The following is a 13,674-nucleotide window of genomic DNA, read 5'->3' as shown; positions in this document are numbered from 1 at the left end:
TGACAATATGAATTTTAATTTAAAGTAATCGGGTCGTGTTGCCTTCCTACTGTTGGGTGATTCCATGAATTTTGGTATACCTTGATACCTTTCCCCATGACCAGCCTTATATCATATCAGGTTTAGATCTTTAAGAAAAGCATCAGGAAGTCAAATCGCTAATTAACTTTAGATTATTTAATCAGGTGGTTGTGTCGATCCTATGAACTTATTATGAAATTTTTGCTTTATTTTGATTCGGAATTGGGTAAAAAATGAATTTCGGGATCTTGGGCTACCCAACCCACCGATAATTTAGTCCTTACTTCAAAATGAAGATGGGGCATTTTTAGATCTGGTTGCCCTGTTGTTCCTACTTCTCCAATCACATCACCCGTTTGCACAGATTGACCCATTTTAACGTTGACACGGCTTAAATGAGCATAACGCGTTTGCCGATCGTTTGGATGATTAATCACAATCAGAATACCATAAGCCCCTTCTTGCCCAACAAAGACGACATCGCCTCTTTCTGCGGCTAGAACTGGTGTACCGACATCAGCTAATAAATCTACGCCACTATGAAACAAACGTTGTAGACTAATTGGATTTGGTTGCCAACCGTATTTTAGTCCAATCGGTGCAATGAAGGGCAAAGGATAACCACTCAATCCAAGATAATCTTTTTTTCTCGTACTACTCCAGTTAGTTCCTGGAATAAAAACAATTTTCGGTGATTTAACACAGCCGTTCAGTTCAAATAATACATCAGATCTAATACCGTAAGCTTCCCCCAAATCTTGCCAAGTTGCGCCTTTGGGTGATTCTATACGAATACCATTAAAAGGAGGGATTAAAATTTCTTGTCCGACTGGCCAAGTTTTTTCTTTAAGAATAGGATTAAGTCGGAGGAGAGTTTCGGGTAAAAGGTTATATTGTTGAGCGATACTTTGTGCCGTTTCACCTTCAATAATTTTATGTTTTTTGAGACGAGAAAGAACGGGCGAAGGGCAAAGCTGAGTATTAGGAGTCATTTGAGGTTGAGGAAACCCCGTTTGTGCTAAAGCTGATTGATTTGCCATCATCATCAATAGTAGCGGCAAACTTTTTAATAACTTAAAACCATTTAACATACAATATTCAAAGTACTCTCAAAATACTGGGAATACTATGAATCGCCTCTAAACTTTCAATTTCACTTAGGGCTTGACGGAAATTCCCTTCTTTAACATTATGAGTAACGACGACAATTTCGGCTAAATTATCTTGAAAACCGATTTGTACCACAGATTCGAGACTCACGCGATGTTTACCGAAACTCGTTCCTAAATGTCCAATAACTCCAGGAACATCCCGACACAAGAAACGGGCATAAAAACGAGTCTCTAGGGCTTCAATGGGCGTAAGATTGCAATAATGTTGATGTGTACAAGTCAAAAGCGGCTCTAAAGTCTTGCTATCGCCACCACTCGAAAGAATTGCAACAATATTCATAATATCAGAAACAACAGCGCTTGCGGTTGGCCCTTCACCTGCTCCTCGACCAAAAAACATAACTTGTCCGAGGGGTTCACCTTCAACTAAAATCGCGTTATACACACCGTTAATACTGGCTAATGGATGTGTTTTAGGAACTAATGTCGGATGTACTCTCAATTCTAGGGTATCGGATGCGTCGCCTTTTGAACCTTTAGCAATAGCCAATAATTTAATAATAAAGCCCAAGCGATCGGCATAATTAATATCAACTGCACTGACTTGACGTATTCCTTCACAGTAAACATCTTCTCGTTTTACTCGTCCACCAAATCCCAATGATGCCAGAATAGCAATTTTATCCGCCGCATCGAGCCCATCAACATCGGCAGTTGGATCAGCTTCAGCATAACCTAATTTTTGGGCTTCGGCTAAAACATCGTCAAAATCCGCCTTTTCTTGGGTCATTTGCGTCAAGATATAATTAGTCGTGCCGTTGACGATGCCGATAATACTATTAATACGGTTTGCCCCAAGAGACTGTTTTAAAGGTTTGATGACGGGAATACCGCCCCCGACTGCTCCTTCTAGTAAAACATAAACCCCCGCTTCATTGGCTGCTGTATAGATTTCTTCGCCATAACGGGCAATAACGGCTTTATTAGCTGTAACAATGTGTTTACCGTTCTCGATGGCTTTTAAAATCAGAGAGCGTGAAGGTTCTAAGCCACCGAGTAATTCTACAACAATATCGATGTCTGGATCGGTAACAATTTCTTCGAGAGTAGTGGTGAATAAGTCGGGTGATAGGGAAATATCACGGGTTTTAGAGAGCGATCGAACTCCGACCCGTTCAATGGTAATCTCTTTAATAAGCGGATTTCGGCCAACTGGATCGAGTAAAATCTTAGCTACACCAGTTCCTACCGTTCCTAATCCTAGTAATCCAATCTTAAACGCCACAATTGTTATCCTTTATTGATTCCCTTTTCTAGATTAGCAGCCGTTTTGACATCTGCACTCACTAAACCTCTCTTTGAGCCAGAAAATTTTCTTATGATTGAGATGACGCAACCAAAAACCACCAGCAACAGTCAGAATCAAGGATAATTTAATAGTTTATGATTAAAATTTAGAGTTTTGGGGGTAGTTTTTTTGTTTGGGCAGAATAGGTTTAGTAAAAACAGAGAATTAATTTTAGTTAGTATTTGGATTGTTCTTGGGTTATTTCTTCGGTTTACTCAACTCACTTCAAAACCCCCTTGGACGGATGAATTTGCTACGATGGTTTTTAGTCTTGGCAATGATTTTCGTTCTGTTCCCATTAATCAGCTTATTTCGGTTGAGACACTTTTACAACCGCTTAAGATTAATCCAGATGCGACTATTAATGATGTTATTTCTTTAATTGTTCAAGAAGATAATCATCCTCCTTTGTATTTTGTTTTGTGTCATTGGTGGGTGAAATTATTTCCTACTGATGGGGAATATGTTTCTTTATTTGCCATGCGATCGCTTCCTGCAATTTTTGGAGTTTTGGCAATTCCTTTTAGTTATTTATTAGGTAAATTAGCCTTTCGTTCGACTTTAGCGGGTCAATTTTCGGCGGCAATGATGGCGATGTCTCCCTATGGTATTTATCTTGCACAAGAAGCTCGTCATTATACTTTAGGGGTGATCTTTGTGATTGCTTCTCTGTGTTGTTTGGTGATTGGAATAAGATTTCTAAATGAACGACGATTAATTCCATTATGGTTAGTTTTACTCTGGATTATTATTAATAGTTTAGGTTGGCTGACTCATTATTTTTTTAGTATTACTTTGGGCGCAGAACTTCTTACTTTATTGGTTTTTTTATTGTATCAAATCAAAATACAAAAATTTTATTTTAATAATTGGTTACGAATTTTTTTTGTAATTTTAGGAACTTTGACAACGGCGGCAGTTTGGTTTTTAACGGTTGTTCCGAGAGATTATGGAAAAGGGATGATCAATTGGCTAATTCATTATGTGACTGGTTTTTTAAGTTTTATTAGTCCCATTGTTCAATTAATCTCAGGTTGGATTGTGATGATTACTCTTTTGCCTATCGAATCTAAGTCTTTAATAATTATTCTTTTATCGGGTTTAATCATGATATTATTCTGGGTTTGGTTAATCCCAATTTTGAATCATGTTTTTAAAAAAGCATGGCAACAACCTAGTTTAAAACTGGGTTTAGCTGTATTAACAGGATTTTTTGCTATCACAAATATTCTGTTTTTATTTATTACTTATGCGATGAGGCTCGATATTACAAAAGCAGCGCGTTATAATTTTACTTATTTTCCCTCTGTAATTGCTTTAATGGGTGTTGCGTTATCAATTTTATGGCAACAAAATAAAATAAAAAATAATTTTTTACAAATAAAAACAGGTAAACAGGCTGTTATTATTATTTTACTGATGGGTTTTTTAAGTTCTTTAACAGTTGGCTATAATTTAGGATATCGCAAATATTATTTACCCGATCAATTAGTAAAATTAATTCAAAAAAAATCCACTGAACCTGTTTTAATTGCAACTTCTTATCGAAATTTAGTACAAACGGGGGAAATGATGGGAATTGCTAGAGAGTTAAAAAATGCTTCTTTTACTAAAAATGTTTCTTTTTATTTAATTCCTGATGATTCTTTAACTAAACTACAAAAAAACTTACAAGGTTTACTGGATAAAATATCTTTTCCTGTAGATGTATGGGCGATTAATACTAGGGATGATTTTAGGGAGAATTTTAATGGGAAATTGCAGTTACAAGGATGTGAAGAAAATTTAGAAAATCAAACTTATATTAATGGTTATGTATATCAACATTTCCAATGTCCTAAACCCTTGCCGATTAAATCTTAATATTTCATGAAAAAACAATTACTTTATTTATTACAAATAACTAGCCCTACTTTACCCGTTGGTGCATATAGTTATTCAGAAGGTATAGAAACCCTAGTAAGTCAAGAGATTATTACGAATAAAGAAACGTTACAACAATGGATTATTCAGTCTTTAAAATTTGGCTCAATCAGAATAGAATCAGCCATAATGCTGCGAGCATATCATGATTTTTTAGGTGATAATATAGAGGGTTTAATAAAGTGGAATTTATGGTTATCGGCAACAAGAGAAACTAAAGAATTACGACAACAAAGCTGGCAAATGGGACAATCTTTACTGAAATTATTAACAGAATTACAACCCGAAATTAAAGATATTTCATCACAACTTTATCCAGATTGTAATTATGCTGTTGTTTTTGGTATTGCTGGAGCAATTTGGCAAATTCCAGAACATGAGTTATTATTAGGTTATTTGCAAAGTTGGTCAAGTAATTTAATTAATGCTGGACTTCGTTTAATTCCTTTAGGACAGACAGATGGACAAAAAATATTAGTTAATTTACAAAATGATTTGATTCAAGTTACTCAAGATATTTTAGAATTAAAAGACGAAGATTTAAGAGGTTGGGGATGGGGTTTATCTTTAGCGAGTATGCAGCACGAAACGCTTTATACAAGATTATTTAGAAGCTAAAAAAGAAATGAAAATTACGACTTTAAATGAATTACCCGAAAAATCGGTTTCTCATAACCCAGAAATTAAAAAAAAAGTAATGTTAAATCCCTTTGAATTCCCTAATATAACTAACTTTTCTCAAGCAACTTTTACTCCTGGACAAATAGCTATCGCTCATGCACATGATACGATGTATGAAATTTTTTATATTGAATCTGGAGAAGGACAAATTCGGATTGATGGTAAAGATTATCCTTTAAACAAAGGTACTTGTGTCGTAGTAGAACCAGGGGAAATACACGAAGTAAGCAACCTAGGACAGGATAATTTAGTAATAAATGTTTTAGGAATCGTTAGTGAGTAATCGGTAAAAGATGAGTCAAGGGGCTAAAGACTAAACCCCTGTAATAATTAAGTTTAGAAGTCCATCTTTAATTTATGAGAGTGGTTTGTAGTAGTCGTTTGTTGTTACTACACCAATAGACTTTTCATCTTGATTAATACATTGAGAATTATTGACAAATTTACAAACTCTAGCCCATAGTTTAGCGCGTGTTCCTGCTGGTCCGTGTGCAAAAACAACACGATCGCCACCAATTATTTTTTCAATCCGTACACCGCATACTGAACAAGTTTGTACATTTGAATTAGTCATAAATTTTGTCTTCTTTATTGTACAAGAATGGCTAAAGAATAACGTTATTACTCAAATTAGTAAAGTAATACTTGCTACAACTTACTTAAATAATAACGCTTAAAAAGTGGTGTATTGCGTCGAGCTTTGGATATATTTATTATCTCAGAAATAAGAGATTATATCTAACTAAAGAAATATGAAACTAATAAAAAACGGGAGCCTTAACCCCCGCTTCGACAATAATTAATAAAGACGAGCTAAGATTAGCCTTCTTTACGAGTGCTTACGTCACCCAATTTTTGGAATAAACCAAACTCAATTTGTTCGCCGAGATCTGGATCGATACCCGCAAATACATCACGGTACAGAGTCCGTGAACCATGCCAAATATGACCAAAGAAGAACAACAGAGCAAAACAAGCATGACCAAACGTAAACCAACCTCTAGGACTGGTACGGAATACACCGTCAGATTTGAGGGTTTCCCGGTCAAAATCAAACGCTTCACCCAACTGAGCGCGACGAGCAATTTGTTTAACTGCGCCCGGATCTGTAAAGGTTTGACCGTCTAGAGAACCACCATAGAAGGTTGCAGATAAACCAGTTTGTTCAAAGCTGAGTTTAGATTCAGCACGACGGAAGGGGACATCGGCACGGACAACACCATCAGCATCACTTAGAACGATGGGGAAGGTTTCAAAGAAATTAGGCATCCGACGAACGAATAATTCACGGCCTTCTTTATCTTTAAAAATGGGGTGTCCTAACCAAGTTTTGGCAATTCCATCACCGCTATCCATCATACCAACGCGGAATAAACCACCTTTAGCGGGGCTATTACCAACATAGTCATAGAAAGCAAGCTTTTCAGGAATTTTTTCCCAAGCGGCGGCGACACTATCTCCAGAAGCAACACTAGCGTCTACACGACGTTGAATCTCTTGTTGGAAATAATTACTATCCCACTGATAACGGGTTGGGCCAAAAAGTTCTATAGGGGTGGTTGCGTTGCCATACCACATGGTACCAGCAACAACAAAAGCCGCAAAGAAAACAGCCGCAATACTGCTAGATAAAACGGTTTCAATGTTCCCCATTCTCAAGGCTTTATAGAGCCGTTCTGGGGGTCTTACCGTCAAGTGGAATAGACCAGCGATAATACCGACAATTCCTGCTGCGATGTGATGGGCTACAACGCCGCCTGGATTAAACGGATCAAAGCCTTCTGGCCCCCATGATGGCGCAACCGCTTGTACATGACCTGTTACACCATAGGGATCAGATACCCACATTCCAGGTCCCCAGAGTCCAGTTAAGTGGAAAGCACCGAAACCGAAGCAAAGTAAACCAGATAAGAACAGGTGAATCCCAAACATTTTGGGTAAGTCAAGGGCGGGCTCGCCAGTACGGGGATCGGTGAAGAGTTCTAGATCCCAATAAACCCAGTGCCATACAGCAGCTAGGAACAATAAACCAGATAATACGATGTGCGCTGCGGCAACGCCTTCAAAAGACCAGAAACCAGGATCAACATTATTTTCACCTGTGACGCTCCAGCCACCCCAAGAACCGGTCACGCCGAGACGTGCCATAAAGGGCAGCACGAACATACCTTGCCGCCACATGGGGTTTAATACTGCATCACTGGGATCAAAGACCGCTAACTCATAGAGAGCCATCGATCCCGCCCAACCAGCGACCAAAGCTGTGTGCATCAGGTGAACGGAGATCAGCCGTCCTGGATCATTTAAAACAACTGTGTGAACTCGATACCAAGGTAGTCCCATTGACTACGCTCCTCCTATTTGACAATCAAGATCTAATTTAAACGTTTTTTCTCTCATATAGTGATCAGTAATAGGATTAACTCTTCTCACTATGAAAGAGAAAAGACTTAACCACACTACATTATCTCTTGAAAAGGAAATTTATTTTAAAGAAGTGTAACTATTATTAGAGAGAAATTCAAGGGAAAAGATTTTTTAGGGGTTAGATTTTAGGTTTGAGCGATCGCGGTGCATCATTTCATCAGCGTCTCTTAAGCGTTCTATCACTTGCTCTGCGCTCATTAGCCGCCTTAGAACGACTTGGCCAATTGTAGGTACAGTATCCGCTACTGTATTTCCTGGTGCCACTTCTAACATGAGAACAGCTTCTTCAACTTCGTACAGCCAGAGAATCTCCTCACGTTCTACAATACCGATATTTAGACGCTGAATCTTCGGTTGACGGCGCCAGGCGTTTGTATCCCATAGGCCGCCAAACTCCCAGACTCGCCCAACAATCCATCCCTCTGACAAGAAAAAATATTTCACCGTTGCTTCATCTTTTATACGCAGCCAAAATTAAATATACACTGATCATGGAAATTTGATTGATTATTGGTGATAGTTTTGAAACATTGATTGATCGCTACTTGAATCAATGACCAAAAATCTTGCTTAAATCAGGTTAAGCTTAGAAAAGTGAACTATCATAACTTCCTGACAATGAATATTACTGTAATCCTTCTGCTTTTAGCTGGCTTAGTTTTACTGGTGGTGGGGGCAGAACTTTTAGTTCGAGGAGCGTCAGATGTTGCTACTCGTATGGGTATTTCTCCGTTGATTGTTGGTCTAACAATTGTCGCTTATGGTACAAGTTCCCCTGAAATGGCTGTTAGTATTCAATCAGGTTTAGCGGGTAATGCGGATATTGCATTAGGTAATGTAGTTGGCAGTAATATTTTTAATGTTTTAGCAATTTTAGGGATAGCGGCGATTATTGCGCCAATGATGGTTGCTAATCAGCTAATTCGTATTGATGTTCCGATTATGATTGGGGTATCTGTTTTGGCACTAATGTTTGGTGCTGATGGTAAAATTAGCCGCGTTGATGGAATTATTTTATTTATTTTAGGGGTTCTTTATACGGCTTTTCAAATTTATGAAGGTCGCAGACAAGCTATCGCTAGTGCTTTAGAAGATTCGGAAAATGGAAATCAAAGACAACGCCTCACACCTCAACAAATAATAATTAATATTGCTTTAATTCTAGCTGGTTTAGTTTTGCTGGTTTTAGGTTCTCAATTTTTGATCGATAGTTCGATTTCTATTGCTAAAGCAATAGGGGTTAGTGATTTGGTGATTGGTTTAACGATCGTTGCTGCGGGAACCTCTTTACCTGAGTTAGCGAGTTCTGTAATAGCGAGTTTCAAAGGTGAACAGGATATTGCCGTCGGTAATGTTGTTGGGAGTAATATTTTTAATATTTTGGCAGTTTTAGGTTTATCGGCGGTGGTTTCAGCCAATGGTATTAATGTATCAGATGCCGCCTTAAGGTTTGATGTTCCCGTAATGATTGCGGTGGCGATCGCTTGTTTACCCATTTTTTCATCGGGTCGATCGATTTCACGTTGGGAAGGGATTTTATTTTTATTTTATTACGTTGTTTATACGGCTTATTTAATTTTGCAATCAACGAATCATTCACAACTACCGATGTTTAGTCAAGTTATGACCTTTTTTGTGATTCCGATTACTGTTGTTACTATAGCGGTTAGTTATTTTCGCAGTCACAAAAGAAGTAGAATATAAGGACAATTTTAAAGTTTTACTCAAATATTTTAACTAGATGTGTATAGATTGTTTTTCTTGTCTTATACGAGGTTGAATAATTTTTTGAATTTCCTCACCTTTTTCTTGTTGAGCTAAACGAAGTTCATATGATTTTTGTAGATTGAGCCATAATTCAGGGCCCGTACTAAACCATTGTCCCAAACGCAAAGCAGTATCGGCAGTAATAGACCGTTTTCCATTTAAAATCTGAGTAATACGGTTTGTTGGAACATGAAGCAGACGCGCTAATTCAGCAGCACTCATGTCAAGTTCTTGCAGTTCATCAGCAAGTATTTCTCCAGGGTGAATAGCAGGACGTACCATAAAATCTTTCTCTTTAGTGATAATCAACAATTTCTATATTAAAAGGCTGTTCTTGTTCTTCCAACCATTCAAAACAAATACGCCATTGCTTATTGATACGAATGCTGTATTGACCCATGCGTGAGCCTCCTAAAGCTTCAAAATGATTACTTGGTAGCAGCATTAAAGCTTCTATATTGGGGGCCGCCTCTAAAATTTCTAAACGCTTGTACGCTTGCCTTTCAAAAGATTGAAATTCCCTGACTCGTCCGCCAGTTGCAAATCGCTCTGTTCGTTTGTCTTTATATTTCGGGCGCATTCTGCCGTTACATATTATGAATTACGTCAAGCGTAACATGAGAGAATAATTTCTGTAAACAGTAGATCAGCACATTAAAGAGTTAAAAAAACTACTTATTTAATTTCTTAGTTATTTCACCTTCCCAAACCTTCAATAAATTTTTAACCGCTTTTTCCCAACTAAAATCAATAACACTTTCTTTGGATTTCTTTGCCATTTCCTCTCGTAAAGCTTTATTTTCAATCAATAAATTAAGCTTTTTCACAAAATCTTCAGCATCACCACGATTATATAAAAATCCAGTTTCATTATTTTTAACATTATCAATAAAGCCACCTGCACGAGGCGCAATAACTGGTATTCCTGCGGCAAATGCTTCTAAAACTGTCAATCCTGTTGTTTCTTTTTCTGATGTTGTAACATGAATATCACTATTTACTAAAAGTTCGGGAATATCATTAGGATGAATCCGACCTAAAAAGTAAACATTTGGCGTAAGTTGATTTAATTTAGTAGAAATTTCTTCTTTTAATTCTCCATCACCTGCAATAATCAAAGCAAGTTTATCAAAATCGATATTTTCTGCAAATTTAGATAAAGCATCTAAGGTAAATGTCCAATTTTTATCAGGAGTTAGACGACCTAAAAAAATTAGCTTAGTTTTCTTGGATAGTCCCGAAAGATTATATTTATTCTCGAAAAAGTTAAGATCTTTAACAACCGCAGAAAAACCCTTTTGATCAATTCCTAAAAACTGTCCGTATCTAATATTTTTTACACCCGTTTTGACTAACTGATCTGCCGTCACACGACTAGAAACAAGTGTCGCATCATAAGAATTATAAATACTTCGCCGATGACGTTTCATAATAAATTGTAAACCACTAATTAAAGGAAATGGAAGCGGTAAATAATCTTCTAAATATTCAACAAAATTGGTATGGAAAAAACTAATGCAGGGAGTACCAATTCGTTTAGCATAATCAATACTTGGAACTTTAAAAAAACCTAGCCATAAACGTTCGGGTTCATCAATATGAATGACATCAGGTCGAAATTTTTCTAACTCGTCCAAAACAATTTTATATGATGATTGACTAACATTTCGCTCGAAATCTAAGCCAGCAAATGGTGTACTTGGAAGATTAATAATCTTAACACCAGAATAAATCTGACCCGTATAATCTTTCCAGTTAGGATAAACTGTAGCTAGTGAACTATAGTCAGGACAGAATAATATAACTTGATGTCCATATTCACTCAATTTTTGCAGTCGATAAAGTTGAGTAACTGTCACTCCATCAACCACAGGAAGAAACCCAGAACTAATGATTGCAATTTTCATAGGAATAGCCGTCTAATCTTACCTCTAGCAAGCTTTAAATACCTTTTAAGGTGTGTCTTCGGGTTAAAATAGCGTTTTAAAATCGAAGTCATATCAGTTGCGTTATTTGGCGGAGAATACCACTCACCAACAGTATCTAAACTACCATCAAGAAACTTAGTTTTACACAAATGACGTTGAATTTTGCCGCTAGAAGTTTTGGGAATACTACCCGTTTTGATTAAAATAAAAGCGTATATATCAACAAAATGTTTATCGAAAACTGCCCATCTTACTGACTCAATAAGATCATCAATTACGATAGATTGTCGATAGGTTCGTTCTACTTCTTGCACAATAACAAGTCTATCTTCTCCTTCTACTTCTACACTAAAAGCAGCGTTACAGTTTTTTCTAAATGCAGGGTGAGAATTTTCGACAGTTTCTTCGATATGTTGGGGATAATGGTTAAAACCCCAGAAGACTAATACATCATTAAGACGACCTGTAATAAATAATTCCTTATTTTGTAAAAAGCCTAAATCTCCTGTCCGCAAAAATGGCCCCTCACGAGTATCTTTTGTATAAGCATGAAACGTATTAGCAGTTTTTTCAGGTTCATTCCAGTAACCTTTTCCTAAACCTAAACCCGATACCCAAATTTCGCCGATTTGGTTTTCTTTAACGGGTATTAAAGTATGAGGATCAACAATAATAATTTTTTCATCTAGCCATGCTTGGCCACAACTTACCATTACTCGATAACCTTTCTTTTCTAGGTTAGATGTTATTACTTTATTTTCTTCTATGGCTGCTTCATTAACATATTTAATTACCGGTAATTCATTTTTTTGACCACCCGAAATTAATAACGTAGCTTCTGCCATCCCATAACAAGGATAAAAAGCTTCTCGACGAAACCCACAAGGCGAAAAAAACTCATAAAATCGATCCATTGTCTCAACTCGTATCGGTTCAGCCCCAGAGAAAGCTACATCCCAACTGCTAAGATCAAGACGGGATCGCTGTTCGCTTTTTACGTGACGACACAACAAGTCGAAAGCGAAATTCGGTGCGCCACTGGTAGTAGCTTTGTACTGTGAGATGGCTTGTAACCAGCGTATAGGTTTTTGAATAAACGCAACAGGCGACATAAAAATCGAAGGACGACCGACATACAAAGCTTGGATCACATTGCCAATGAGTCCCATATCATGAAATAAAGGTAACCAACCCACACCGACGGATGTTTCATTGTGTCCAAAAGCCTGTTTTAACATTTGCTGATTGTGCATTATACAATCATGAGTAATCATTACGCCTTTAGGTTGTCCCGTTGAGCCAGAGGTATATTGTAAAAAAGCGATCGTATCAGAATTAATATTAGGTTGTGTCCAGTTTGAAGCTATATCTAAAGATAAATCATCGGTAACTAACCAATGAATATCAGGTGAAGTGAGTTGACTTTGTAATTTAGAGAGTAAGCTTTTGTGTGTGAGGATAACTTTTGCTTGAGAAGATGCTAGACGAAGTTGTAGATCATAATAAGCATGACGGTTCATCGGAGGATGACAGGGAACCGCAATAACATCCCCATACAAACAGCCAAAAAACGCGGCAATAAATTCTAAACCTGCTTCATAGGGATAAATAATAACGGCTGTTGGGCTAATTGGGTTGAGTGTTTTGAGTTTAACTGCGATCGCTCTTGCTTGTCGATCCAATTCTTGATAGGTTATGGCTGTTTTTTCCGTTTCGCCATCTTGTAAGAAACGATAAGCAATTTGTTCGGCTTGTTCATGGGATCTGTAGCGTAGAAGATCGACTAAGGTAGAGTATTGTGTTTGCATAAATTGTATTATTAAATTAAACAATTCCTGATCGCAAGGCAACAACGGCAGCCTGTACGCGATCGTCAACTGCTAATTTATTCATAATTCCCCGCACATGAGTTTTAATCGTATTCGGACTTAAATACAATTTCTCAGCAATTTCGAGATTACTTTTACCCTCAACAATTAATTTTAAAACATCCATTTCTCGGCTCGAAAGTAAACCAATCTTAAAATTGGCTTGGGGTGTGGGTTGTTTCAAATTTTCGACCACTAAACGAGCAATTTGGGGATCTAGATAGGTAGCACCATCGATCGCCGTAAAAATTGCCGTTTCTAGACGCTCTAAACTAGAACCTTTGATACAATAAGCGTCAGCCCCACTAGACAAAGAGGCAATCACTTCAGTTTCTAGAGTATGAGATGTTAAAATCACAATCCGAATATCTGGACATTGTTCTTTAATCGTTTTAGTTGCAGCAATCCCATCAAGACGAGGTAAACCCAGATCCATAATTACTAAATCGGGTTTGAGTTCTAAAGCCATTTTGACCCCAGCATAACCATCTTTTGCTAAACCGACGATCTCAAATTCAGCATGATTGCTTAAAGCTTGTTGTAATCCTAGCTGCATTAGGGGATCATCTTCAACAATTAAAATTCGCATAAAGGTGCCA

14 protein-coding genes are annotated in these 13,674 nt (G+C 37.3%); 4 read left to right on the top strand and 10 right to left on the bottom strand.

What is annotated here, in order from left to right:
- Positions 1-227 precede the first annotated feature (227 nt).
- The gene (locus tag C7H19_RS17215; RefSeq protein WP_245927598.1) at positions 228-1,013 is read right to left on the bottom strand and encodes a peptidoglycan DD-metalloendopeptidase family protein; all 786 of its coding nucleotides are present in this window, start codon (positions 1,011-1,013) and stop codon (positions 228-230) included.
- A gap of 106 nt (positions 1,014-1,119) precedes the next feature.
- Positions 1,120-2,418, bottom strand: a complete 1,299-nt coding sequence (locus C7H19_RS17210) for a homoserine dehydrogenase (protein WP_106458160.1) — start codon at positions 2,416-2,418, stop codon at positions 1,120-1,122.
- Positions 2,419-2,739: 321 nt separating this feature from the next.
- On the opposite strand from C7H19_RS17210, the gene C7H19_RS17205 reads away from it, so the two are divergent.
- Genes C7H19_RS17205 through C7H19_RS17195 form a run of 3 tightly spaced genes read left to right on the top strand, consistent with a single transcriptional unit; the run spans position 2,740 to position 5,368 of the window.
- Entirely contained in the window at positions 2,740-4,344 is a 1,605-nt protein-coding gene (locus C7H19_RS17205) for a glycosyltransferase family 39 protein (RefSeq protein ID WP_245927596.1), read from the top strand.
- A 6-nt stretch (positions 4,345-4,350) separates the two neighbouring features.
- Positions 4,351-5,022, top strand: coding sequence for an urease accessory protein UreF (locus C7H19_RS17200; protein ID WP_106458158.1), 672 nt, complete (start codon positions 4,351-4,353; stop codon positions 5,020-5,022).
- 7 nt (positions 5,023-5,029) lie between these two features.
- The gene (locus tag C7H19_RS17195) at positions 5,030-5,368 is read left to right on the top strand and encodes a cupin domain-containing protein (RefSeq protein WP_106458157.1); all 339 of its coding nucleotides are present in this window, start codon (positions 5,030-5,032) and stop codon (positions 5,366-5,368) included.
- A gap of 72 nt (positions 5,369-5,440) precedes the next feature.
- Here C7H19_RS17195 and nblD read toward each other — a convergent pair whose 3' ends face one another.
- From nblD to C7H19_RS17180, 3 genes are all read right to left on the bottom strand, one after another.
- Positions 5,441-5,659 carry an NblD family protein gene (gene nblD / locus C7H19_RS17190; RefSeq protein WP_106458156.1) on the bottom strand — a complete coding sequence of 73 codons (219 nt, stop codon included), beginning with the start codon at positions 5,657-5,659 and terminating at the stop codon, positions 5,441-5,443.
- Between the two features lie 245 nt (positions 5,660-5,904).
- The gene (gene psbB / locus C7H19_RS17185) at positions 5,905-7,428 is read right to left on the bottom strand and encodes a photosystem II chlorophyll-binding protein CP47 (protein ID WP_106458155.1); all 1,524 of its coding nucleotides are present in this window, start codon (positions 7,426-7,428) and stop codon (positions 5,905-5,907) included.
- A gap of 195 nt (positions 7,429-7,623) precedes the next feature.
- Positions 7,624-7,956 carry a hypothetical protein gene (locus tag C7H19_RS17180; protein WP_106458154.1) on the bottom strand — a complete coding sequence of 111 codons (333 nt, stop codon included), beginning with the start codon at positions 7,954-7,956 and terminating at the stop codon, positions 7,624-7,626.
- A 174-nt stretch (positions 7,957-8,130) separates the two neighbouring features.
- Here C7H19_RS17180 and C7H19_RS17175 point away from each other — a divergent pair, with 174 nt between their 5' ends.
- A complete protein-coding gene (locus C7H19_RS17175; RefSeq protein WP_106458153.1) occupies positions 8,131-9,216 on the top strand; it encodes a calcium/sodium antiporter in 1,086 nt (361 codons plus the stop codon).
- A gap of 33 nt (positions 9,217-9,249) precedes the next feature.
- Here the strand turns inward: C7H19_RS17175 and C7H19_RS17170 are convergent, their stop codons facing one another.
- From C7H19_RS17170 to C7H19_RS17150, 5 genes are all read right to left on the bottom strand, one after another.
- On the bottom strand, positions 9,250-9,561 hold the full coding sequence (locus tag C7H19_RS17170) for a HigA family addiction module antitoxin (RefSeq protein ID WP_106458152.1): 312 nt from the start codon (positions 9,559-9,561) through the stop codon (positions 9,250-9,252).
- Between the two features lie 13 nt (positions 9,562-9,574).
- Complete coding sequence (locus tag C7H19_RS17165) at positions 9,575-9,859, bottom strand: type II toxin-antitoxin system RelE/ParE family toxin (protein ID WP_106458151.1); 285 nt, start codon at positions 9,857-9,859, stop codon at positions 9,575-9,577.
- Between the two features lie 91 nt (positions 9,860-9,950).
- On the bottom strand, positions 9,951-11,186 hold the full coding sequence (locus C7H19_RS17160; protein ID WP_106458150.1) for a glycosyltransferase: 1,236 nt from the start codon (positions 11,184-11,186) through the stop codon (positions 9,951-9,953).
- Positions 11,183-13,015 carry a fatty acyl-AMP ligase gene (locus C7H19_RS17155; protein ID WP_106458149.1) on the bottom strand — a complete coding sequence of 611 codons (1,833 nt, stop codon included), beginning with the start codon at positions 13,013-13,015 and terminating at the stop codon, positions 11,183-11,185. Before C7H19_RS17155 ends, C7H19_RS17160 begins: the two co-directional genes overlap by 4 nt.
- Before the next feature lie 16 nt (positions 13,016-13,031).
- Positions 13,032-13,664 carry a response regulator gene (locus C7H19_RS17150; protein ID WP_106458148.1) on the bottom strand — a complete coding sequence of 211 codons (633 nt, stop codon included), beginning with the start codon at positions 13,662-13,664 and terminating at the stop codon, positions 13,032-13,034.
- Positions 13,665-13,674 lie beyond the last annotated feature (10 nt).

This window comes from Aphanothece hegewaldii CCALA 016 (genome assembly GCF_003007785.1).
Taxonomy (GTDB): Bacteria; Cyanobacteriota; Cyanobacteriia; order Cyanobacteriales; family Microcystaceae; genus Chroococcus; species Chroococcus hegewaldii.
The sequence above is the reverse complement of the archived record's forward strand: the minus strand, read 5'-3'. Positions and strand labels throughout refer to the sequence as shown.